Raw genomic sequence first — 22,663 nt, forward strand, 5'->3', positions numbered from 1 at the left:
GTAGATGCCGCCAAGATCGGTCCAAAGCATCCGCGAGGGGCGGAGCGTGATAGGAGAAAATCCATGAATGAGAGTGAGCCACAGGTGGCGAGCGTGGAGACGGCTGCGCAGAAATCAAAGAAGCAGCGATATGCGCTCCTTTCCGCCATGTTCCTGATGTCGATGTCGGCGGTGGGGCCTGGCTTCATCACCCAGACTGCGACCTTCACCGTCAAGCTCGGCGCAGCCTTTGCTTTCGCCATTCTCATTTCCATCCTGATCGATTTCGTCGTTCAGGCCAACATCTGGCGCATCGTCACCATTACCCGCATGCGTGCACCTGCTATTGCCAACGCGGCCATTCCGGGTTCGGGTTATCTGCTTGCGGTCCTCGTCATCATCGGTGGTCTGTTCTTCAACGTCGGTAACATCGGCGGCGCGGGACTTGGCTTTAACGCCATGATCGATCTTGACCCCAAGATCGGCGGCGTCATCGGTGCGGTTGTTGCCATCGGCATCTTCCTGTCGCGCCGCGCCGGCATCGCCATGGACCGTGTGGTCTTCGTTGCCGCCTTCATCAAGCTGGCCTTGATCGTATACGCAGCCATCGTTTCGGGACCTCCAGTCGCAGCAGCTTTTAAACAGACATTCATGCCCGATACGATTGATTTCCTGACGATCACGACCATCGTTGGCGGCACGGTTGGCGGTTACATCACTTATGCTGGTGCTCACCGTTTGCTGGACCGTGGAACGGTTGGTGTGGAAAACCTTGGTGCCGTCAACCGGGCAGCCATGAGCGGCATCGCGATCACTGGTGTTTTGCGCTACATTTTGTTCCTCGCCATTCTCGGCGTCGTTGCCAGTGGCACGGTCATTGACCTTTCTGGGAAAAGTGCAAACCCTGCGGCGCAAGCTTTCCATGCTGCGGCTGGCGATATTGGTTTCCGCCTGTTCGGCGCAGTGTTCCTTGCATCGGCTATGACGAGCATCATCGGCGCGGCCTATACGTCCGTGTCGTTCCTGACAGCTTTCAAGCCAGAGATGACAGAACGTCAGCGCAACCTTTCAACGGTCGCCTTTATCGGTATTTCGCTGATCGCCTATATCCTCATCACCACGCCGCCCGCCGCCATGCTTGTCTTCGTCGGTGGTCTGAACGGTCTTGTCCTGCCCATCGGCCTTTCCATTCTGCTGTATGCGGCCTGGAAGCGGTCCGATCTCATGCACGGCTACCACTATCCGCGCTGGTTGTTGATCCTGGGTGCGCTGACCTGCTGCCTGACGTGGTATATGGCCTACAAATCCGCCGGTGCGATCTTCGCATTGCTCGGCTACTAAAACAGGGAGAGAGACATGGCCTCCATCGATCTGAACAGTGATCTTGGCGAAAGCTACGGCGCATGGAGCATGGGAGATGACAGCGCGATGTTGTCGGTCGTTTCCAGCGCCAACATTGCCTGCGGTTTCCATGCGGGTGATCCCTCGGGCATCTACCGCACGGTCAAAGCCGCCGCCGAAAACGGTGTCGTCGTTGGAGCCCATGTCTCCTATCCCGACCGCGTCGGCTTCGGCCGGCGCGACATGGATGTGACGTCGGAAGAACTGATTGCCGATGTCATCTACCAGATCGGTGCGCTGCAAGGCATTGCAGCCGCGGCCGGAACCAGGGTGCGTTACGTCAAGCCGCATGGCGCGCTCTACAACCGCGTCGCCAATGATGTGCGCCAAGGCCAGGCGGTGATCGACGGCATCAAGGCCATCGACCCATCGCTGGTGCTGATGGGACTTGCCAATGCGCCTATTCTCGACCTTGCCCGCACATCTGGCATGTCGGTGGTGGCGGAAGCCTTTGCCGACCGCGCCTATACGCCGGAAGGCCAGCTCGTTTCCCGCCGCGAGGCTGGTGCCGTGCTGCATGATGCGGAGAAGATCGCAGCCCGTATGGTGCAGCTTGCCCGTGAAGGCACGCTCGAAGCCATCGATGGAAGCATCATCAAGATCGAAGCGCAATCCATCTGCGTTCATGGCGATAGCCCCGGTGCGGTTGCCATTGCCCAGCAAATCAGGCAGCGGTTCGAAGCCGAAGGCATCGATATCCGTTCTTTCGCGTCCAGCACATAAGGAGCGTCCATGACGATCCCGACATCCTACCTCAATCACACGGATGCGACAGCCGCCCGCAAGGCGCGCGCCGATTACCGCAACGGTCTGGTCGCGCCCACATCAGGCATCGCGCCCGGTTTTACGCAGGCCAATATGATTGTGCTGCCGCGCGACTGGGCCTTCGATTTCCTGCTTTACGCGCAGCGTAACCCGAAGCCTTGCCCGGTGCTCGATGTGTCCGATCCCGGCGTGCCGACAACTTTGCTTGCCCCCGGTGCCGATCTTCGCACCGATCTGCCGCTCTACCGCATCTGGCGGGATGGAAAGCTGGTCGAGGAAACCGCGGATGCGACCAGCGCTTGGGCGGAACGAGATGATCTCGTCGCTTTTCTCATCGGCTGCAGCTTCACCTTCGAGACACCGATGGTGGAAGCGGGCATCGAAATCCGCCATATGACGGACAAGTGCAATGTACCGATGTACCTCACCAACCAGCCCTGTCGTCCGGCGGGTCGGTTGAAGGGCAATATGGTCGTTTCCATGCGTCCCATCCCCGCCTCGCGGGTAGCGGACGCGGCGACGATTTCCGGTCGCTTTCCCGCCGTGCATGGGTCACCGATGCATGTCGGCTCCCCGGCAGAAATCGGCATTGCCGATCTTGCCAAGCCGGATTTCGGTGATGCGGTGCGGATCGAACCCGGCGAAGTCCCGGTGTTCTGGGCGTGCGGAGTAACCCCGCAGGCGGCAGTCATGGCATCGGGCGTGCCCTTTGCCATCACCCATTCTCCCGGCCATATGTTCATCACCGACATTCCCGATTCTGCCTATCATGCGTGAGGAAAAGATGCGCTTCTTACCCGTCAGCCTCACGACCATTCTGGTGGAACTCGCCGATCTCGATCAGACGCTTGCGCTCTTCGCATCGCTTGAAGCCCACCCTATCGACGGTATCGAGGAGACGGTTCCGGCGGCCCGCACGCTGATGATCCGTTTTCGCCCGGAGAGCATCAGGGCAGAGGCTCTGGCGGCTGAAATCGCCACGCGCGATTTGTCTGCTAAGATCGCGCCATCCGACAAGCTGGTCGAAATTCCGGTACGTTATGATGGCGAGGATCTGGCCGACGTTGCCGAACTAACGGGACTCAGTGTCGAAGAGGTCATTCGTCGTCATACGGACAGCGAATTCACCGTTGCCTTTTGTGGTTTTGCCCCCGGCTTCGGTTATCTGGTGGGCGGTGATCCAGCGCTGCATGTGCCACGGCGCCAAAGCCCGCGTACGCGCATTCCCATCGGCTCGGTTGCGCTTGCCGGTGCTTTCAGCGGCGTTTACCCGCAAAACAGCCCCGGCGGCTGGCAAATCCTCGGCACCACGCCTTTGAAAATGTGGGATATAGAGCGGGACCCGGGCGCACTGTTCCAGCCCGGGTATCGCGTTCGCTTCTTTGATATGGACAAGGCGGGACGCAGTATCGATGTGCCCGCAGTAAAACCTGCTGCCCCCAAGGCCGTGATAAACAAAGATGCTGCCCATTTCGAAGTGCTGGCAGCACCTATGCCCGCCGTTTTTCAAGACCTTGGCCGATACGGGCAAACGGGGCAGGGCGTTTCCGCATCTGGCGCTCTCGATCGTTCGGCTTTCAACACCGCAAACCGCATCGTCGGCAACCCGGCCAATACCCCATGCCTGGAACTCACACTGGGCGGCTTTTCTTTCAAGAGTTCTAGTCGAACCGTAATCGGAGTGGCAGGCGCATCTTGCGTTATCACCATCAAGTCCGAAGAATATAGCTTCGAGGCAAACCCCTACGCGCCGATCTCTCTGGAGCCCGGTGATGTCGTGACATTTAGCAATCCTTCCGCTGGCATGCGCTGTTATCTCGCTGTCCGTGGCGGTTTCGACGTTGCGCCGGTTTTGGGGAGCGCTGCAACCGATACGCTGGCCGTCGTTGGGCCGGAGAGTGTCTTTGCTGGTTCGGTGGTCAATCTGCGCGACGAGAAAACCGGTCTTTCCAGCGTCTCCATCGACGAGGTGCCAGCCTTCGATCTGCCGAAAGCAGGGGAAGTCGTCACGCTTGATATCGTCTGTGGTCCGCGCACGGACTGGTTTACACAAAAGGGTCTTGAGACGCTGACGAGCCAGCTCTGGCAGGTCACGCCGCAGTCCAGCCGCGTCGGCATTCGGCTTGCAGGCGAGGTGCCGGTGGAGCGCAAGGATAGCGCAGAACTGCCGAGCGAAGGCACGGCCAACGGCGCAATCCAGATTCCACACAGCGGTCAACCGGTGCTGTTTCTCGCAGATCATCCGCTAACGGGCGGGTACCCCGTCATCGGGGCGGTTGCGGAATATCACCTTGATCTTGCGGGCCAGATACCGATCAACGCCAAAATCCAGTTTCGCCCGCTTGGGCCTTTCACTGAGATTCCGGCGGTCAAGAACAGAGAATTTTCGGGAGACAAACCATGAAGAAAGTGCTGATCGCCAATCGTGGCGAGATCGCGGTGCGTATCATCCGTGCCTGCCGTGACTATGATATCGGGTCCGTGGCCGTCTATGCCGATCCGGATCAGGATGCGCTGTTCGTGCGTCTGGCCGATGAGGCCTATGGGCTGGAGGGCGTTCGCCCTGCTGAAACCTATCTCGATATCGACAAGCTGATTGCCATTGCCAAGCGTTCCGGTGCCGATGCGGTTCACCCCGGTTATGGCTTCCTGTCGGAGCGTGCGGAATTTGCGCAGGCCGTTATCGATGCGGGACTGATCTGGATCGGCCCTGATCCTGATGTCATCAAGGTTCTGGGCGACAAGGTCGAAGCACGGCGCATCGCCACCAGCGTCGGCGCGCCTCTCGTTGCCGGCAGCGATGGTCCGGTTTCGACATCGGCTGAGGTGATTGCCTTTGCAGAACAACACGGCCTGCCGGTTGCCATCAAGGCGGCGCATGGTGGTGGCGGGCGCGGCATCAAGGTCGCGTGGAAAATGGAAGAGATCGCCGATCTCTACGAATCCGCCGTGCGTGAAGCCACAGCTGCCTTTGGACGCGGCGAATGTTTCCTCGAACGTTTTCTGGATCGCCCGCGCCACATCGAAGCGCAGGTCATCGCAGACAAGCATGGCAATGTCGTTGTCCTTGGCACCCGTGACTGCTCGTTGCAGCGTCGAAACCAGAAACTCATCGAAGAAGCGCCAGCCCCTTTCCTGACGCCTGAACAACGTCAAAAAATCCATGATTCCGCCAAGGCAATCTGTGCGGCGGCGGGTTACTCCGGTGCGGGTACGGTGGAGTTTCTCCTAGGTGTCGACGGCACGATTTCCTTCCTTGAAGTCAACACACGCCTCCAGGTGGAACACCCCGTTACCGAAGAGACTACGGGTATCGATCTCGTGATCGAGCAGTTCCGCGTTGCGGAAGGCCAGCCGCTGCGCAGTTTGGAAACGCCGGAGCCGTGCGGCCATTCGATGGAATTCCGCATCAATGCCGAAGATCCAGGTCGCGGCTTTCTGCCGACCCCCGGCGCGATCACCGCTTTCGATCCGCCATCCGGCCCCGGCATCCGTCTGGATAGCGGTGTTGTGTCCGGCTCGACCATCCCCGGCGTTTTCGACTCGCTGATGGCAAAGCTCATCGTTACGGGCGTGGATCGTGATCAGGTGTTGCGTCGCGCCCGCCGTGCGCTGAAGGAATTCCGCATCGAAGGCATTGCCACGGTCCTGCCGTTCCATCGCGCCGCAATCGACACCGGAGACTTCATCGGTACCGATGGGTTCAAGGTTCACACCCGCTGGATCGAGACCGATTTCGCTGACATGCCGGATGCGATGGAGCGCCCCGCTCCGGCAGATGATGCGTCAATGACGCGCACGTGGTTGGAAATCGACGGCAAGCGCGTGGCCGTTGGCCTGCCGCATGTGTTGCTCGCCGGCTTCAGCGGTGCCGGGACGGGTTCCGCTTCCCCGGCAGCCTCGACCAAGCCACCGGTGGACGGTATTTTGGCACCTGTTTCCGGCACACTACAATCTTTCAAAGTCAAGGATGGTGACACGGTATCGGAGGGTGATCTGGTCGCCGTCATGGAAGCCATGAAAATGGAAACGCAGCTGGTTGCGCCGAAATCCGGCAAGGTTCGCTTGGGCGTTAAGGAAGGCGATTATCTTCAGGCTGGCGACACCGTGTTTGTCTTCGAAAGCTAATGGGCGTTATCGGCTGAGGCAACAATCTCAGCCGATCAACAAATGCTATTAAATTGCCAGATTTTTTCGGCTAGGATGCACGGCGAAAGAAAAACTGGATAGCATTTTGGATTCCGAGAGCAACCACCGCGACGCGCAATCACTCTCCATTCACCGCTCGTTCCCCGAAGATATTGAAAACATTCAATATAGAACATTCGAGTATTTCTGGCTGGGCAGTCATCCCGTTTCAGGATTGGCCAGAGACCGTCTGAGCTCCGATGGCGAATCGATAAACGAGATCGCCTCGGTTTCAGGCACTGGATTTTCATTCCTGGCCATCATCGTTGGTGCGGAGCGCCATTGGATAACACGTGATCAAGCGCTTGATCGTGTCACGACGATGGTTGGAGCGTTGCACAAGGCCAAACGCTTTCACGGTGCCTTTGCGCATTTCCTGCATGGCGACACAAGCGAGGTTATTCCATTCGGGCCGAAGGATGATGGCGGCGATCTTGTGGAAACGGCTTTTCTCTTGCAGGGTCTGATTTGCGCGCGACAATATTTCTCTCGTCAAACTTTGGCCGAAACCAGGTTTCGCACCCTCGCTCAGGATTTGATCGAGGGTGTTGAATGGGACTGGTACACCAAAGGTGAAGATGGACCGCTTTGGTGGCACTGGAGCCCGAAACACAGGTGGTGTTTTGACATCGCGATCAGCGGCTGGAACGAGGCGCTGGTATGTTATGTGCTGGCCACAGGTGCACAACACCATTCCATCGAACCCGTTCATTACCATCAAGGTTGGGCGCGCGCCGGTGCCATGGTCAATGGCAACACTTATCTAGGAACGGTTCTGCCATTGGGAGAACCCTTCGGCGGCCCTCTCTTTTTGTCGCAATATTCGTTCTGCGGCCTTGATCCCAGACAGTTGTCTGATCGTTACGGGAATTACTGGCAGCAAGTTAAAGCACATACACGGATCAATTACGACTACTGCCAGTCCAGATATCCCGAAACTGATCTGTGGGGCATGACAGCCAGCGATGGTCCCAAGGGTTACAGTGTACACTCTCCGACGCAGGATAACGACGTGATTTCGCCGACTGCTGCCCTGTCGAGTTTTCCGGTTTGCCCGGAGGAGGCGACAGATGCAGCGCGTGCCTTTCTGCGCTACGGAGATGGTAAGCTCATAGGCAGATACGGCTTCTTGGATGCGTTCTCGCCCGGCACAGGCTGGACCGCCAAGACCCATCTGGCCATCGATCAGGGGCCGATCGTGGCAATGATGGAGAATTACCGCTCCGGGCTGTTGTGGTCTTTGTTCATGGGCGCACCAGAAGTTCAACGCGGTCTCGATCGGCTAGGCTTTACAACGGCAAGCATACAAGACCGCGTCTGATGGGGCTCAGTCGCGCGGCATGCCTTCCGGGCGCAGCAGTCGCCGTTGCGCGCCGATGCGGAACGGTGCATTCATAGCGCCATAGCCATTATACTGGCCGCGCCGTTCCACGATTTCAAAGAAGAAACCCTCCCCGAAGGTCTGGCTGTAAATCTGGAAATATTCGCCATTGTCGTCGCGGTCATAGAGGATGCTGAAGGCGCGAAGCGTATCCGACAATTCCGGCTCAAGCCCGAAACGTGCTTCCAGATCGTCATAATAATTGCGCGAAATCGGCAGTGCCAGAAAACCCAGACTTTGAAGTTGTCTCGCCGTCGCAAAAATATCATCGGTCGAGAACGCGATGTGCTGGATGCTGGTGCCGAAGCCTTCTGCCAGAAATTTGCCGGCAAAGGTCTTGCGATTGTCCGCCCCATTCATGGTCAGTCGAAAGTCGGGTTTGGGGCGGCTTTCGATTGCCTGGCTGCGAACGAGCCCACCGGGTTCCACCACATCGACCATCGGTGTTCGGCGCATCGAGAATATCGAGGTGTAGAACAGCAGCCAAGTCAGCATCTCATCATAGCGCGTCGTTTGCGCAAGGTGATCGATCCGCGTTAGTCCGGCATTCGCAGGTGCATCGGAGGCAAGAGGCACGAATTCGTTTTTCCAGATCGAAGATAAGGCCGGAGTATCATCGAGGAAATAGATCACACCATTGCCGACGCCCTGGATGGCGGGAATAGATGCCTCGCCGCTTTTGCGCGGCTCGAAGAAGGTGGGAGCACCCAAAGCTGCTGCTCGCTCCATTGCCGCATTCGCGTCCTCGACCTTGAGGCCGAAGGCATAGGCGTTGGTGCCATGAACGGAATAGGACGCGCCGGCGAAGCTGTCGCCGGTACTATCTGTGTTGATGACGATGCGGATGTCGCCCTGTGTGTAAAGCTCGACCTCGCGGTTGCAGTGGCGGGCGGACTTGTTGAAGCCAAGCGTAGTGAGCAGTTTTTCGAGGCCTGTTTTTTCGGTTTGCCCCGTCGTAAATTCCACGAACTCCACGCCCGTCGTCTCGACGGGATTTGGCATTTCTGGCACCCCGATGCGGATATCCGGCTCCTGACGCTTCACCTGATCCATCAGGTTGATGAGTGAGCGGTGGCCGTCTTCAGCAAGCAGTCTGGCAGAACCACCACGGAACTGGTCGTTGAAGATTTCCAGCGAAAGTGGGCCGCAATAGCCGGTTGCGGCGACAGCCCGCATGAATTCGACAACCGGCAGATCGCCTTCACCTGGCATGTTGCGGAAATGACGGCTCCAATAGAGCAGGTCCATGTCGAAGAGGGGCGCGTCCGCCAGCTGAACGATAAAGATCTTATCGCCGGGAATGGAGCGGATCGAATTTGGATCGATTTTACGCGACAGGGTATGAAAGCTGTCGAGGATGATGCCGACATTCTTATGATCGGCGCGGCGAACGACTTCCCACGCATCGCGGTGGTCGCTGATGTGGCGTCCCCAGGCAAGAGCCTCATAGCCGACACGAAGTCCGTGCTTGGCGGCCCGCTCTCCCAGTTCATTGAAGTCGGCTGCCGCGCGATCCACGCCACCGAGCGAAATCTGCGAGACGTTGGAGCATATCAGCATCAGGTCGGTGCCGAGCTCGCCCATGATGTCGAATTTGCGCTCTGCGCGTTCGAACGCACGTTGCCGGTGATGGTCAGGCATGCCTTCGAAGTCGCGAAATGGCTGGAACAGCGTGATTTCGAGGCCGTGATCGCGAACCATTTCACGCACCTCGCGCGGCGACGCGTCATAGGTCAGAAAATCATTCTCGAAAATTTCAACGCCTGCAAATCCCGCTTTTGCGATGGCGGAAAGTTTTTCGGGAAATTCACCGCTGATGGAAACGGTTGCGATGGAGGTCCGCATCGGCAGCTTTTGCTGCTCTGTGCCATGGATGACCATATTGCCTTCCTTTCCAGTGTTATGTACTGATTGGTTAATAATGACGGCTTCGGTTTGGGATGGGCTGAGCGCTGATGGGTGGACGATGACAAAGGCCGCGAATTCGAACAATACCAGCGCGACGCGGCAGACGAAGCGCGACCCTGAAGGCGTGCGCCGCGACATTCTTTCCGTCGCCATGGACGAGTTTTCGCAAAACGGCCTGTCTGGCGCGCGTATCGATGAAATTGCGGCGCGCACGCGCACGTCCAAGCGCATGATCTACTATTATTACGGCGATAAGGAGGGGCTCTACCAGCAGGTGCTTGAGGAGGCCTATGCCAGGGTGCGTGGCGGCGAAAGCGACCTGGAACTTGATGGTATGGAGCCTTTGGCTGCGCTGGACAAGCTCTGTCGTTTCACCTTCGATCACCATCGCCGCCATCCCGCTTTCATCCGAATGGTCATGATCGAGAACGTTCACCACGGTCGGCACATGCAGGCCTCCGAAACGATTAGGCAGTTGAACCGCCCGGCGATCGAAGCGCTGGAAAACGTGCTGGCGCGTGGTCAGCAGCAGGGTGTTTTCCGCAAAGGCATCGATGCCCTCGAACTGCACTGGCAAATCAGCGCTCTGTCCTTCTTCAACGTCTCGAATGCGGCCACCTTCTCGTTCATTTTCGGCAACAGCCTGTTTACTGACGAGGGGCAGGAAGCTCTGTCGAAGCATGTCGCCGATATGGTTTTGCGCTACGTGCTTCGTGTCGATCATATCAGGGATACCGACACTGTCGGCGATTGACGACATTTGATGTCACGCCTTTCATGCCACATTCTCATCGGCGCAGAGCTCGTTGAAATGTGCACTCATGCGAACCGGATCTGGCTCTTGGCCGGAAAACAGCCGGAAGGCACCCACTGCTTGAAAAACGGCCATGCCGCCGCCGGGCAGCGTCTGGCAACCTTTGGACATGGCCGCGGCCAGCAGAGCGGTGACCAATGGCATGTAGACGATGTCGGCCACCCAGTGGCGGGGCTCGATCAATTCACCACGCACCGGCATGCCGGGATGAGCGGGCATACCCATCGGCGTTGCGTGGATCAAACCATCCGTGTGTGGCATTGAGCTTTCAGGGGCATCGACCGCAAAAGCCCGGCCATCGCCAAAGCGTGCGTTTAGTTTATCTGCCAATTGCTCGGCGCGTTTCACATCCTGATCGTAGATATCGAGACGAGTGATTTCCAATTTCAGCGCTGCATGGGCAACCGCGACACCTGCACCACCAGCACCGATCAACAGCGCGCGGTCCCGCTTGGCATCCGGCAATCCCCGCTTGAAGCTTTCGTAAAAGCCGTACCAGTCCGTATTATGGCCGGTTCGTTTCCCATCGCGGAAGACGACGGTATTGACGGCACCCAGCATGCGCGCATCATCCGACAGGTCATCAAGGAGCGGAATAACCAGCTGCTTGAAAGGGTGGGTAATGTTGACGCCAGCAAAACCTCTCGCTTCCGCCTCATCCAGCAGAGCAGGCAAAGCGCTCTCCGACAGTCCCCTACCGTTGATGTCCATCAACTCGTAGGAATAGTCGAGCCCATGCGCTGCACCTTCCCGCATGTGCATGGCGGGGGTTTTGGAAAGCTGGATGTCGGCACCGATCAGGCCGACTTTCAAAGATGTCTTGTCTGTCATGGCTGGGCATTACTCATGGGGCGAAACGACGAAAGGGAAGGCAACTTAGTGATGGGCGAGGATTTCGCCCAGGAAGGTGCGGGTTCGCTGATGTTGTGGATTGCGGAAGAACTCTTCCGGCGGCGCTTCCTCGATGATTTCACTGGACGCCATGAACACCACGCGGTCGGCCACCTGTCGTGCAAAACCCATTTCATGGGTGACGCAGATCATCGTCATGCCGTCGCGCGCCAGTCCGATCATAGTATCCAGCACTTCCTTGACCATTTCCGGGTCGAGCGCGGATGTGGGTTCATCGAACAACATGGCTTTCGGCTCCATGCACAAAGCGCGCGCAATGGCGGCACGTTGTTGCTGACCGCCGGATAGCTGTGCCGGATATTTCTCCGCCTGATCCTGAATGCGGACGCGCTCCAGATATTTGCGTGCGGTTTTCTCCGCATCGGCTTTCGACAGGCCCTTCACCCGCATGGGTGCGAGCGTGCAGTTCTCAAGAATGGTCTTGTGGGGAAACAAATTGAAGTTCTGAAACACCATGCCCACTTCGCGCCGCACCGTGTCGATGGCGCTGGCGGAAGAGGTGAGCGTGGTCCCCTCGACAGTGATCTTACCCTCCCGGATTTCCTCCAGATGGTTGATGCAGCGGATCAGCGTGGATTTGCCGGAACCGGACGGGCCGCAAAGAACGATCTTCTCGCCTTTGCGAACCGTGAGGTTGATGTTTTTCAACGCATGAAAGGCTCCATACCACTTTTCCACCCCTTCAAGGGCGATGAGCGGAACCTGTGCGGCGGTGGTTTGCGGCATGGTGGCCTCCAGATTACTTTGCGGTGAACGGGATATCGGGCAGGGATTCAGGGAAAGGAGGAACGTCGCGCTTCATCCATTTCGTATAGATCTTTGCCAGTTCGCCGTCGGCCTTGATCTTTACGAGGAAGGAATTGATCGTTTCATTCCAGTCCTTTTCGCCTGGACGAGTGCCTGCGCCATTGTAGAGCGTCGTCAGATCGAACTTCGGTTCGTACTTGCCAGCCGCTGCGGCATTCAGGCGGTCCCCATAAAACTGGTTGCCACCGACGACTTCGACCTGACCCGAGATCAGAGCCTGGATATTGGCGGCATCGTCGTCAAAACGCAGGATGTTGGCTTTGGTGCCGGCACCGGCGGTGATGGACGTGTCCATGGCGCTCGACTTGGGAACGCCAACGGAAACGCCTGTCAGATCATCGTAACCGGCGATTTTCTTGTCCTTGGGTCCGTAGACAGACAGAACGTTACCAGCATAGGGCTGCGAGTATTGAATTGTCTTTGCGCGCTCCGCTGTCATGCCCATAGTGGCGAAGAGAACATCGACCTTGCCGGTCATCAGCGCTGGAATGCGGTTTGCAACGGCCAGCGGTACGAACTCGGCCTTGACGCCGAGATAGTCTGCAAACGCCTTGCCGATGTCGGCGTCGAGACCATCCTGCACGCCGCTGGAGTTCACGAAGCCCCATGGCGAGTTATCACCCTGAATGCCGATGACGACTTTGCCTTTGGCTTTTGCTTCTTCGACAGTCCCGGCGAATGCATCGACCGGCGCAACAAAGGGCAGGGAAACCGTTACTGCGGCAAGTGCTAGCAGCATACGGCGGTTCAGTTTCATGCTCTTGGATTTCATCTTTTGCTCCTCCTTACAAAGCTGATGATGGATTTGGATCAACGAGACGCGGTCTGTAACCGCTTCTCGACGCCGGCACCCCATAATGAAAGTGGCCAGCAGATGAGAAAATAGATGAGCCCGACAATGGCAAAGACCGTCAGCGGCTTGAATGTTTGGTTGGAGACGATCTGCCCGGCGCGCGACAATTCCACGAAGCCGACGATGGCAGCCAGCGACGTGCCCTTGATGAGCTGAACGAGAAAGCCAATGGTGGCGGGCAGAGAAATCTTGAAGGCCTGCGGCAGAACGACGTCTTTCATCCGCGACACGTAGTGGAGCCCAAGCGCCTTTGCAGCCTCGGTCTGGCCCTTCGACACGGCCTGAATGCCACCGCGCCAAATTTCACCCAGAAATGCGCTGGCATGCAGCGTAAATGCGATGGCGACGGCGATCCAGGCATCGATATCCAGGCCGACCAGCGCCACGCCGTAATAAACGACGAAAAGCTGCATCAGGAGCGGTGTACCTTGAAACACAGCGATGTAGCCTGCGGTGATGCGTCGACCGATGGGGTTCTCCACGGTTCTGGCAAGAGCCACACAAAGCCCGAAGATACCGCCGCCGATGAAGCCGATGAGTGTCAGGGCCAGGGTCCATTTCAGGCCCTGCATGAGGAAGAACAATTCGTTGGTACCGATAGGTGTCATCGTTTTCTCCTCACTTGACCGGATAGCTGAAAGACAGGCGGGAAATGAGAGCGAAAACGCCCATCATCAGCGAGGAAATGACGAGGTAAAGCAGCGTGATGGAGAAGTAGACCTCGAACGACCGGAATGTCTCTGCCTCGATCCGTTGAGCGACGGAGGTCAACTCATAGGCTGCAATCGACGTGCAGACGGAGGTCGTCAGCGTCAGCATGATGAACTGGCTGGTCAGTGAAGGATACACGGCGCGCAAGGCAGGACGCAGAATGATGTGGCGGAAGATTTGCGCCCGGCGCAGCCCCAGCGCAAGTCCGGCCTCGACCTGGCCCTTGGGAACTGCATCCACACCACCGCGAATGATTTCGATCGCATAGGCACCGCCATTCAGCGCCAGAGCAACAATCGCCGTCGTCGTTGGGTTGAGCCGCAGACCAAGCTGAGGAAGTGCGAAGAAAATGAAAAAGATCTGCACCAGAAACGGCGTGTTGCGGATGAGTTCTACAAATCCGATGACCAGCGCGCGGAGAGGCTTAAAGCGTGAACCACGGGCGACGACACCCAGAACACCGATGATTGTTGCCAGAAACATGCCGGCCAGCGCCAGACCAATTGTCGCCAGGCAGGCAAAAAACAGTTCGGGCAGGCGATCGTAAACTGCCGAAAAATCAAGCGTATATGACATCCATCCTCCCCTCCAGCGCCAGAAACTCTTGTTTCCTTGCGCCATGCCTGTCTTCCTCAGAGGGGCGGAATGTGTCCGTAAACCACTGAAGAATGATCTGAAGTCAGCGCCTCCCGCGCTCCCTCAATCTGACAATGTTTGTACCAGTTAGTTCATACCTGTCAAGCGCCGCAATTGAGCGGTTTCCGAGTAATGATTTAAGCCATTGTTTTGAATGTGATAAACAACATTTAAGGTGCTTCACACGTCGACTTCCGTAGCGCGTTGGCTTTCTGCGTAAGGTCAGGCTTGTCTAGGCGGATAGCTCGCACGCGGCTGTCTTTATGTTTTCCTTATGTGCCTCGCCCATCTTCCCAATCGAACCCTGACCCGGTCCAAGCCTAGGGTGTTCTCCTGAACCAACCGGAGAAACCAATGTCCGACCTTTTTTTCGTTCTTCTCGGAAGTGCGGTGCTGATCGCTTTTGCGATCTATGCACGCGCCCTCAACAGGCTGTGAGGGTGATGTGATCGAGCCTCTATTTGCGCTGGCCGTTGCCGCTGCCCTTGTCGTCTACCTCGTCGTGACGCTGCTGCGTCCCGAACGCTTCTAATTGTCTGGAGAATTCCCATGACCATTCTCGGGTGGCTGCAAATCAGCCTCCTTTTCCTTGCCGTGCTCGTCACCGCCAAACCTCTCGGTCTTTACATGGCAAAGGTTTTTGCAGGTGAGCGCACCTTCCTCTCCCCATTGCTGAGCCCGGTTGAGAAGGGGATATATCTGGCAGCAGGCACAGGTCCCAATAAGGAACAGAGCTGGCTTGCCTATACGCTTTCCATGCTTGCCTTCTCGCTCGCCAGTTTCCTCTTTCTCTATGCCATGCTGCGGCTGCAAGCCTATCTGCCGCTCAATCCGAAGGGCTTTGCAAATGTGCCGCCGGATCTGGCGTTCAACACCGCCGTCAGCTTTGTCACCAACACCAACTGGCAGAACTATGCCGGTGAAGCGACCATGAGCAATTTCAGCCAGATGGTCGGCTTATCGGTACAGAACTTTCTGTCCGGTGCGGTGGGCATAGCGCTTGCCGTGGCATTCACCCGCGCCTTCGCTCGCTCGCAGGCCACCACGCTTGGCAATTTCTGGGTCGACATGACCCGTGCGACGCTCTACGTCCTGCTGCCGCTTGCGATCATCGTCGCACTCGTTTTCGTCTGGACCGGCGTTCCACAAACTTTGGACGGCAGTGTCACGGCAACCACGCTGGAAGGCGCACAGCAGGTTATTTCGCTAGGACCGGTTGCCAGCCAGGAAGCCATCAAGCAGCTCGGCACCAATGGCGGTGGCTTCTTCAATGCCAATGCCGCCCATCCCTTTGAAAATCCGACTGCCTTTGCCAACTACCTTAATATCTACGCCATGTTGGCCGTCTCCGCCGCGCTGGTTTACTGCTTTGGCCAGATGGTCGGCAATCGTCGGCAGGGCTGGGTTTTGCTCTCCGCCATGGCATTTCTGCTGATCGCAGGCGTCTTGACGATCTATTGGGCGGAATCATCCGGAAACACCATTTTGACCGCGCTCGGCGTCGATGCCGTGCAGGGCAATATGGAAGGCAAGGAAGTTCGCTTCGGACAGGCCATGACGGCGCTTTATGCAGCGGTGACCACGGGCGTTTCCAATGGTGGCGTCAATGGCATGCTCGGTTCCTTCACCGGGCTTGGTGGTCTGGTGCCGATGTTCCTCATCCAGCTGGGTGAAATTCTGCCCGGCGGTGTCGGCTCCGGTCTTTATGGCATGCTGGTCTTTTCGCTTCTGTCCGTCTTCGTCGCTGGATTGATGGTCGGTCGCACGCCGGAATTTCTGGGCAAGAAGATCGAAGGTCGCGAGATGAAATGCGCCATGCTGGCGGTTCTGATCCTGCCCGTCGCCATTCTCGGCTTCTCGGCAATCTCGGCAGTCCTGCCGGCGGCAGTTGCCAGCATCGGTACAGCAGGTCCGCATGGGCTTTCGGAAATTCTCTATGCCTATACGTCTTCTGCCGGCAACAATGGCTCGGCCTTCGGCGGCCTCTCCGGCAACACGACCTGGTACAATACGACGCTTGGGCTTGCCATGCTGCTTGGTCGTTTCGCTTACGTCATCCCGGTCATGGCCATTGCCGGTTCGCTGGCTGCAAAGGTCCGCGTTCCCGCCTCCAATGGAACATTCCCGACGGATGGGCCGCTGTTCGTTGGTCTGCTGATCGGCATCATCATCATTCTTGGCGGGTTGCAATATTTCCCGGCTCTGGCCCTTGGCCCCATCGTCGAACATTTCGCGATGCTTGCCGGCCAGACGTTCTAAAGGACAAAATTCATGTCACAAAAGCCAGCAAAACCTGGTCTTTTCGATCTCTCCATCATCGGGCCCGCCGCACGGCAGGCTTTCGTAAAGATGGACCCAAGACAGCTCATGCGCACGCCGGTCATCTTCGTGACCGAGGTGGTGGCTGCGATGGTCTCGATCCTGTTTCTGCGCGATCTCGTCACCGGCAATGGCACGGCAGTCTTCTCCGGCCAGATTGCCGCTTGGCTGTGGTTTACGGTTCTCTTCGCCACCTTTGCCGAAGCCGTCGCTGAAGGCAGAGGCCGCGCGCAGGCGGAAAGTCTGAAGCGCGGACGGTCTGATCTCACTGCCCGACGCATTGTTGCTAATGGTCAGGAGGAGGCGGTTCCCGCCACTGCCCTAAAGGTGGGGGACGTCGTCATCGTAGATGCCGGGGAGCTTATCCCCGGCGATGGTGAGGTGATCGAGGGTGTCGCTTCCGTCAACGAAAGTGCTATCACCGGCGAATCCGCTCCTGTCATCCGCGAATCCGGCGGCGACCGCTCAGCCGTGACCGGCGGCACGCAGGTTCTGTCCGACCAGCTCAAAATCCGTATCACCACGCCACAGGGCGCAAGCTTCGTGGACCGCATGATCGCGCTGATCGAAGGTGCAGAACGCCAGAAGACGCCCAATGAGATCGCCCTGTCCATCCTGCTATCTGGCCTGACGTTGGTGTTCCTCATCGTGGTCGTGACGATCTGGGGCCTTGCGGGCTATTCGGGAACGGTTCTCACGGTCACCGTCTTGGCAGCTTTGCTCGTAACCCTCATTCCAACGACAATCGGCGGTCTGCTCTCGGCTATCGGTATTGCCGGTATGGATCGGCTCGTTCGCTTCAATGTCATTGCCACGTCCGGTCGTGCGGTCGAAGCGGCGGGCGATGTCGACACCCTGCTGTTGGACAAGACCGGCACTATAACTTTCGGTAACCGTATGGCATCCGATTTCATTCCGGCACCGGGCGTCACACCGCAGCAATTGGCAGAAGCTGCACTCCTTGCTAGCCTCTCCGATGAGACGCCGGAAGGCCGCTCTATCGCGGCGCTGGCAACGGGTGAGTTCGGCTTGGCAACACCGAAGGCCGTTGCCGATCAAACCATTGCGTTCAGCGCACAGACGCGCCTGTCGGGCATCGACATGGGCACCCATCGCCTGCGCAAAGGCGCAATCGATGCCGTGCTGAAATTCACCGGCATCTCCGACAAGGAAGCCCCGGCCGAATTCATGCAGGCCGTGGACAGTGTTGCAAGGTCAGGCGGTACGCCGCTTGGTGTTGCAGACGGCAATCGCCTGCTTGGCGTCATTCACCTCAAGGACGTCGTCAAACCCGACATCAAGGAACGCTTTGCGGCCCTGCGTGCCATGGGCATCCGCACCGTCATGGTAACAGGCGATAACCCGGTCACTGCCGCTGCAATCGCCTCGGAGGCCGGTGTCGATGACTTCCTGGCCGAGGCAACGCCGGAAGACAAGCTGGCTTATATCCGCCGCGAACAGCAAGGCGGGCGGTTGATCGCCATGTGCGGCGATGGCACCAATGATGCGCCGGCGCTCGCTCAAGCCGATGTCGGCGTGGCCATGCAAAGCGGCACGCAGGCGGCACGCGAAGCCGCCAATATGGTCGATCTCGACTCCAGCCCGACCAAGCTGATCGAGATCGTTGAAATCGGCAAGCAGCTTCTGATGACCCGCGGCTCGCTGACGACGTTTTCCATCGCCAACGATGTCGCCAAATATTTCGCGATCATCCCGGCTTTGTTCGTCACGACCTATCCGGCACTGGCTGCCTTCAACATCATGGGCCTGTCCACGCCGCAATCGGCCATTCTGTCTGCCGTCATCTTCAACGCGCTCATCATCATCGCGCTCATCCCGCTTGCGTTGAAGGGCATTGCTTACCGGCCAACAAGCGCTGCGTCGCTTCTGCGTAGAAATCTCCTGATTTACGGCCTTGGCGGGCTGCTGCTGCCATTTGCCGGAATCAAGATCGTCGACCTCGCCGTTTCGGCCCTGCATCTGGTGTAATCATGTTCAAACTTCTCAGACCCGCATTTGTCTTTCTCGTCCTTTTGACACTCGTAACCGGCGTTGCCTATCCGCTCGCCGTCACCGGCATCGCCCAGGCCGTCATGCCGGACCAGGCCAATGGCACCCTGGTCAAGCGAGGCGAAACCATCATCGGCTCCTCGCTGATCGGCCAGAATTTCACATCGGAACGCTATTTCTGGCCTCGTCCATCCGCAACATCGCCGGACCCTTACAACGCCTCCGCCTCGTCAGGTTCCAATCTGGGCACGACATCGGCCAAGCTGCGCGACCGCGTCGAAGGTGACATCGGACGGTTAAATGCTGTTGGAATCACCGGCGCAGTTCCAGCCGATGCCGTAACCACATCAGGTTCAGGGCTCGACCCCCATGTCACCCCGGAATTTGCCGAAGCGCAGGTTGCGCGGGTGGCACTTGCGCGGCAGCTGCCACCGGAGCAAATTCGTGCGCTGGTTCAAAGCCATACGCAAGACAGGGTGTTTGGAATTGTCGGCGAACCGCGCGTGAATGTGCTAGAGCTTAACCTTGCGCTGGATGCGCACAAGAGCTGATACGGATGCCGACAACCGAGCCCTACGAGACGAACCGTCCCGACCCTGACGCATTGCTTGCCCTGGCGGATAAAGATCGCCGGGGCAAGTTGAAGATTTTTCTGGGCGCAGCACCCGGTGTCGGCAAAACCTATGCGATGCTGAACCGCGCTCAGCGATTGCGTGCCGACGGAACGGAGATCGTCGTCGGGCTGGCAGAGACCCATGGCCGTAGCGAAACCTCGGCCCTTCTGGAAGGGCTGGAAATATTACCTCGCCTGTCGGTCTCCTACCACGGCAAGGAATTGCAGGAATTCGATCTCGATGGCGCGCTGGCCCGAAAGCCTCGCATCATCATCGTGGACGAACTGGCGCATTCCAACCCGGAAGGCTTCCGGCACCCCAAGCGCTATCAGGATATTGACGAGCTCATCGATGCCGGTATCGACGTATGGACGGCGCTCAATATTCAGCATCTGGAAAGCCTGTCGGATCTCGTTGCCCAAATCACCGGCGTCAATGTGCGCGAGAGAATTCCCGATACGGTGCTGAAAAGGGCCGATGAAGTCCTGCTTGTGGACTTGCCGCCCGCAGAGCTGATCACCCGCCTGCAGGACGGCAAGGTCTATCTGCCCGCAAGCGCAAGACGCGCCGCCGATCGTTTCTTTCGGCTTGGAAATCTGACAGCGCTCAGAGAACTGGCGCTGCGGCGCACGGCGGACCGGGTGGACGATCAGATGATCGATTATCTGCGCCAGAACGCCATCGAAGGGCCATGGGCGACGGGGGAGAGGCTTCTCGTCTGCATCGGTGCCGATGATCTGTCCGAAAAAGTCGTTCGCGTTGCCAGCCGCCTTGCCTCGGGCCTCAACGCGCCTTGGCTGGTCGTTAATATTTCCCATTCTGATCGGGAAACCATGAACGACGAAGATTTGCGGCGCATAGACGATACGTTCCGGCTGGCGGAAAAGCTGGGTGCCGAAACGCGGCGCGTCACCGGCAGCGATTTCGTGACCGAAATCATGAAACTCGCCAAGCGCGAACACGCCACACAAATCGTCATCGGATCCCATTGCCGTCAATGGTGGCGAAACCCGCTGCGCACAAGCCTTGCCGATGCGCTGACCCGCGAAACGAGCGGCATTGGCCTTCACCTCGTCACCGCCGATGAAAAGACGTCGCATCGTGCCAAGCCAAAACCGGTCTGGCCGCGCCTCCCGACACTTGCAAAGCCCTTTGGCATCGCATTTTTATGTGTGCTGCCAGCCGCATTGATCGGCGCGCTGATCGACCGCATCGTTTATCTGCCGAATATTTCGCTTCTGTTTCTCATCGCTGTGCTCGGTGCCGCCACCTATGCCGGTTTCGCAGCCGCCTTGATGGCCGCGCTGCTATCTGCGCTCTCCTATAATTTCTTCTTCATTCCGCCGCTCTACACCTTCACCATTGCCTCGCCGCACGAGGTTTTTGCGCTCTTTATCTTTGTGGTCGCAGCGGTTCTCGCGGGTAGCCTCGGCTCGCGCATTCGTGAGCAGGCCAAAACGGCGCGCTCTCGTGCTGCCGCCATGCAGGCGCTTTATGATTTCGCCCGCAAATTGTCCGGCACTGCCGATGTCGATGAAGTCCTGTGGGCCGCCGTTACGCAGCTGCATGCAGGCATCAATCGCAACATCGTACTGCTTCGGCCCAATGGCGATACGCTGGAGACCGCGGCTGCGTGGCCGCCGGATACGGAACTGGGCATTGCCGAGATCGCCGCAGCGCGCTGGGCCAACACGAAAAAGGAACCAGCCGGTGCCGGCACCGGCACGTTGCCCAATTGCCGTTTCCAGTTCAGGCCGCTCACCAGCCCACACGGTGTTGTCGGCGTGTGTGGTTACGAGGTCGGCGAAGAGGCGCTGGATTCCAACGCAGAGCGCATGTTTTCCGCCATCATCGACCAGACGGCGACGGCCATCGACCGCGCACGCCTCTCCTCCGAGAGTGCCGAACAGTCCCTTCGGCTGGAAAGCGAACGTTACCGGGATGCCCTGCTATCCTCCATCTCCCATGATCTGCGCACGCCACTTGCAACGATCACCGGCGCGGTCACCAGTCTTCGCGAACTGGGGGAGCGTATGACGCCGGAAAGCCGCGACGATCTTTTGCAATCCATCGAGGAGGAGGGGGCAAGGCTCAGCCGTTTCGTGGCGAACCTTTTGGATATGACGAGGATTACGACAGGAACGCTGAAAGCCAAGCGTGACTGGGTGGATCTGGCTGACGTGGTGCGCTCGGCAACCGAACGGGCACGGAAATATTTTCCGGCCCAGACCTTCGAAACCGGTATCGCAACCGACCTGCCCTTGATGCGGGGCGACAGCGTTTTACTGGAACAGGTTCTGTTCAATCTTCTCGACAATGCTGCCAAATATGGGGGCGGTGAGCCTGTCAATATTTACGTCCGCAGAGATGGGAAAGAGGTGGCGATCTCCGTTACCGATATGGGCAAGGGCATTCCCGCTGCCGATCTCGACCGCATTTTCGAGAAATTTTACCGGCGTTCAAAATCCGATGGCCGCTCTCCCGGAACCGGCCTTGGGCTTTCCATCGCCCGCGGCTTCGTGGAAGCGCTGGGCGGGCGCATCTATGCCGAAAGTCCCGCGGTCAGAAAGAGAGGCACTCGTATTGTCATGCGTTTTCCGATAGAGGAAAAAGGCCAGATTTCAGGAACATCATGACACTTGCCCGCATTCTTGTCGTTGACGACGAACCCCAGATTCGGCGCTTTCTTCGGCCAGCACTTGCCGCTGCGGGATATGATGTCATCGAGGCCGAAAACGGCGCTGATGCACTGAAAGCCGTGGCGACGGCTGCGCCCGACGTCGTAATCCTCGACTTGGGCCTGCCGGATATGGACGGTAAGGACGTCATCGCCAGTCTGCGCGGCTGGTCTACCATTCCCATCATAATCCTGTCTGCGCGTGACCGGGAGGCGGAAAAAATCGCAGCCCTCGATCTTGGCGCGGACGACTATATCGAAAAGCCTTTCCACATCGGCGAACTGACCGCACGTATCAGAACGGCCATGCGCCACCGTGCAAACGCCAACAAAGACGTTCCGTCACTTGTGAACGCGGATGGCCTTATCATCGATATCGTTCATCGCGTCGTTTCCCGCAGTGGCAAATCCATTCGCCTGACGCCGAAGGAATATGATCTGCTCACGCTTCTTGCCCACCACGCTGGCCGTGTCGTTACCCATCGAACGCTTTTGACATCTGTGTGGGGTCCGGCTCATGAAGAGGACATGCATTATCTGCGCGTCTTCATAGGCCAACTCCGCCAGAAGATCGAACGTGATCCCTCTCAGCCGATAATAGTCCAAACCGAACCGGGTGTAGGATATCGGCTGGTCAGCGATGAAAGCTCAGATCATTAACCCATGTGGGACATGATACGCAAAGCAA

19 protein-coding genes are annotated in these 22,663 nt (G+C 58.1%); 13 read left to right on the forward strand and 6 right to left on the reverse strand.

Annotation, left to right across the window (positions count from 1 at the left end):
• Positions 1-63 precede the first annotated feature (63 nt).
• The 6 genes from DSM25558_RS05320 (at position 64) to DSM25558_RS05345 (ending at position 7,654) form a co-directional block, all read left to right on the forward strand.
• Complete coding sequence (locus DSM25558_RS05320; protein WP_077102522.1) at positions 64-1,320, forward strand: NRAMP family divalent metal transporter; 1,257 nt, start codon at positions 64-66, stop codon at positions 1,318-1,320.
• Between the two features lie 15 nt (positions 1,321-1,335).
• On the forward strand, positions 1,336-2,103 hold the full coding sequence (locus tag DSM25558_RS05325; RefSeq protein ID WP_077102523.1) for a LamB/YcsF family protein: 768 nt from the start codon (positions 1,336-1,338) through the stop codon (positions 2,101-2,103).
• A gap of 9 nt (positions 2,104-2,112) precedes the next feature.
• Positions 2,113-2,922, forward strand: coding sequence for a putative hydro-lyase (locus tag DSM25558_RS05330; RefSeq protein WP_077102525.1), 810 nt, complete (start codon positions 2,113-2,115; stop codon positions 2,920-2,922).
• 7 nt (positions 2,923-2,929) lie between these two features.
• Positions 2,930-4,549, forward strand: coding sequence for a 5-oxoprolinase subunit B/C family protein (locus DSM25558_RS05335; RefSeq protein WP_077102527.1), 1,620 nt, complete (start codon positions 2,930-2,932; stop codon positions 4,547-4,549).
• A complete protein-coding gene (locus DSM25558_RS05340; RefSeq protein WP_077102529.1) occupies positions 4,546-6,273 on the forward strand; it encodes an acetyl/propionyl/methylcrotonyl-CoA carboxylase subunit alpha in 1,728 nt (575 codons plus the stop codon). Before DSM25558_RS05335 ends, DSM25558_RS05340 begins: the two co-directional genes overlap by 4 nt.
• A 106-nt stretch (positions 6,274-6,379) precedes the next feature.
• Positions 6,380-7,654, forward strand: coding sequence for a glucoamylase family protein (locus DSM25558_RS05345; RefSeq protein WP_244554122.1), 1,275 nt, complete (start codon positions 6,380-6,382; stop codon positions 7,652-7,654).
• Between the two features lie 6 nt (positions 7,655-7,660).
• Here the strand turns inward: DSM25558_RS05345 and DSM25558_RS05350 are convergent, their stop codons facing one another.
• A complete protein-coding gene (locus tag DSM25558_RS05350; protein WP_077102817.1) occupies positions 7,661-9,559 on the reverse strand; it encodes a bifunctional sugar phosphate isomerase/epimerase/4-hydroxyphenylpyruvate dioxygenase family protein in 1,899 nt (632 codons plus the stop codon).
• A gap of 121 nt (positions 9,560-9,680) precedes the next feature.
• Here DSM25558_RS05350 and DSM25558_RS05355 point away from each other — a divergent pair, with 121 nt between their 5' ends.
• Positions 9,681-10,376 (forward strand): TetR/AcrR family transcriptional regulator, encoded by a 696-nt coding sequence (locus DSM25558_RS05355; RefSeq protein WP_077102819.1) that lies wholly within the window; start codon positions 9,681-9,683, stop codon positions 10,374-10,376.
• A gap of 21 nt (positions 10,377-10,397) precedes the next feature.
• Here DSM25558_RS05355 and DSM25558_RS05360 read toward each other — a convergent pair whose 3' ends face one another.
• From DSM25558_RS05360 to DSM25558_RS05380, 5 genes are read right to left on the reverse strand one after another with little or no spacing between them, the layout of a single operon-like run.
• Positions 10,398-11,267, reverse strand: coding sequence for a shikimate dehydrogenase (locus DSM25558_RS05360; protein WP_077102531.1), 870 nt, complete (start codon positions 11,265-11,267; stop codon positions 10,398-10,400).
• A gap of 45 nt (positions 11,268-11,312) precedes the next feature.
• Positions 11,313-12,074, reverse strand: coding sequence for an amino acid ABC transporter ATP-binding protein (locus DSM25558_RS05365; protein ID WP_077102533.1), 762 nt, complete (start codon positions 12,072-12,074; stop codon positions 11,313-11,315).
• Between the two features lie 13 nt (positions 12,075-12,087).
• Positions 12,088-12,927 carry a transporter substrate-binding domain-containing protein gene (locus tag DSM25558_RS05370; protein ID WP_077102535.1) on the reverse strand — a complete coding sequence of 280 codons (840 nt, stop codon included), beginning with the start codon at positions 12,925-12,927 and terminating at the stop codon, positions 12,088-12,090.
• Positions 12,928-12,965: 38 nt separating this feature from the next.
• Complete coding sequence (locus DSM25558_RS05375; protein WP_077102537.1) at positions 12,966-13,616, reverse strand: amino acid ABC transporter permease; 651 nt, start codon at positions 13,614-13,616, stop codon at positions 12,966-12,968.
• A gap of 10 nt (positions 13,617-13,626) precedes the next feature.
• Positions 13,627-14,295, reverse strand: coding sequence for an amino acid ABC transporter permease (locus tag DSM25558_RS05380; protein WP_077102539.1), 669 nt, complete (start codon positions 14,293-14,295; stop codon positions 13,627-13,629).
• Positions 14,296-14,767: 472 nt separating this feature from the next.
• Here DSM25558_RS05380 and kdpF point away from each other — a divergent pair, with 472 nt between their 5' ends.
• From kdpF to DSM25558_RS05410, 6 genes are read left to right on the forward strand one after another with little or no spacing between them, the layout of a single operon-like run.
• Positions 14,768-14,887 (forward strand): K(+)-transporting ATPase subunit F, encoded by a 120-nt coding sequence (gene kdpF / locus DSM25558_RS05385; RefSeq protein WP_083716322.1) that lies wholly within the window; start codon positions 14,768-14,770, stop codon positions 14,885-14,887.
• 17 nt (positions 14,888-14,904) lie between these two features.
• Positions 14,905-16,614, forward strand: coding sequence for a potassium-transporting ATPase subunit KdpA (gene kdpA / locus DSM25558_RS05390; RefSeq protein WP_077102543.1), 1,710 nt, complete (start codon positions 14,905-14,907; stop codon positions 16,612-16,614).
• Positions 16,615-16,626: 12 nt separating this feature from the next.
• Positions 16,627-18,663 carry a potassium-transporting ATPase subunit KdpB gene (gene kdpB, locus DSM25558_RS05395; protein ID WP_077102544.1) on the forward strand — a complete coding sequence of 679 codons (2,037 nt, stop codon included), beginning with the start codon at positions 16,627-16,629 and terminating at the stop codon, positions 18,661-18,663.
• A gap of 2 nt (positions 18,664-18,665) precedes the next feature.
• Positions 18,666-19,235, forward strand: a complete 570-nt coding sequence (gene kdpC / locus DSM25558_RS05400; protein ID WP_077102546.1) for a potassium-transporting ATPase subunit KdpC — start codon at positions 18,666-18,668, stop codon at positions 19,233-19,235.
• A 5-nt stretch (positions 19,236-19,240) separates the two neighbouring features.
• Positions 19,241-21,934 (forward strand): sensor histidine kinase, encoded by a 2,694-nt coding sequence (locus tag DSM25558_RS05405; protein WP_077102548.1) that lies wholly within the window; start codon positions 19,241-19,243, stop codon positions 21,932-21,934.
• Positions 21,931-22,635, forward strand: coding sequence for a response regulator (locus tag DSM25558_RS05410; protein WP_077102550.1), 705 nt, complete (start codon positions 21,931-21,933; stop codon positions 22,633-22,635). The genes DSM25558_RS05405 and DSM25558_RS05410 overlap by 4 nt, the downstream gene beginning before the upstream one ends.
• Positions 22,636-22,663 lie beyond the last annotated feature (28 nt).

This window comes from Agrobacterium sp. DSM 25558 (assembly GCF_900100825.1).
Classification (GTDB): Bacteria; Pseudomonadota; Alphaproteobacteria; order Rhizobiales; family Rhizobiaceae; genus Agrobacterium.

Bases quoted from the DNA above. Each gene is read 5' to 3' on its own strand.
- DSM25558_RS05405 (WP_077102548.1), top strand. From the start codon at position 19,241: ATGCCGACAACCGAGCCCTACGAGACGAACCGTCCCGACCCTGACGCA.
- DSM25558_RS05355 (WP_077102819.1), top strand. From the start codon at position 9,681: ATGACAAAGGCCGCGAATTCGAACAATACCAGCGCGACGCGGCAGACG.
- DSM25558_RS05350 (WP_077102817.1), bottom strand. From the start codon at position 9,559: ATGCGGACCTCCATCGCAACCGTTTCCATCAGCGGTGAATTTCCCGAA.
- DSM25558_RS05340 (WP_077102529.1), top strand. From the start codon at position 4,546: ATGAAGAAAGTGCTGATCGCCAATCGTGGCGAGATCGCGGTGCGTATC.
- DSM25558_RS05375 (WP_077102537.1), bottom strand. From the start codon at position 13,616: ATGACACCTATCGGTACCAACGAATTGTTCTTCCTCATGCAGGGCCTG.
- DSM25558_RS05370 (WP_077102535.1), bottom strand. From the start codon at position 12,927: ATGAAATCCAAGAGCATGAAACTGAACCGCCGTATGCTGCTAGCACTT.
- kdpC (WP_077102546.1), top strand. From the start codon at position 18,666: ATGTTCAAACTTCTCAGACCCGCATTTGTCTTTCTCGTCCTTTTGACA.
- DSM25558_RS05325 (WP_077102523.1), top strand. From the start codon at position 1,336: ATGGCCTCCATCGATCTGAACAGTGATCTTGGCGAAAGCTACGGCGCA.
- DSM25558_RS05360 (WP_077102531.1), bottom strand. From the start codon at position 11,267: ATGACAGACAAGACATCTTTGAAAGTCGGCCTGATCGGTGCCGACATC.
- kdpB (WP_077102544.1), top strand. From the start codon at position 16,627: ATGTCACAAAAGCCAGCAAAACCTGGTCTTTTCGATCTCTCCATCATC.
- DSM25558_RS05365 (WP_077102533.1), bottom strand. From the start codon at position 12,074: ATGCCGCAAACCACCGCCGCACAGGTTCCGCTCATCGCCCTTGAAGGG.
- DSM25558_RS05380 (WP_077102539.1), bottom strand. From the start codon at position 14,295: ATGTCATATACGCTTGATTTTTCGGCAGTTTACGATCGCCTGCCCGAA.
- DSM25558_RS05330 (WP_077102525.1), top strand. From the start codon at position 2,113: ATGACGATCCCGACATCCTACCTCAATCACACGGATGCGACAGCCGCC.
- kdpA (WP_077102543.1), top strand. From the start codon at position 14,905: ATGACCATTCTCGGGTGGCTGCAAATCAGCCTCCTTTTCCTTGCCGTG.
- DSM25558_RS05410 (WP_077102550.1), top strand. From the start codon at position 21,931: ATGACACTTGCCCGCATTCTTGTCGTTGACGACGAACCCCAGATTCGG.
- kdpF (WP_083716322.1), top strand. From the start codon at position 14,768: ATGCACGCGCCCTCAACAGGCTGTGAGGGTGATGTGATCGAGCCTCTA.
- DSM25558_RS05335 (WP_077102527.1), top strand. From the start codon at position 2,930: ATGCGCTTCTTACCCGTCAGCCTCACGACCATTCTGGTGGAACTCGCC.
- DSM25558_RS05320 (WP_077102522.1), top strand. From the start codon at position 64: ATGAATGAGAGTGAGCCACAGGTGGCGAGCGTGGAGACGGCTGCGCAG.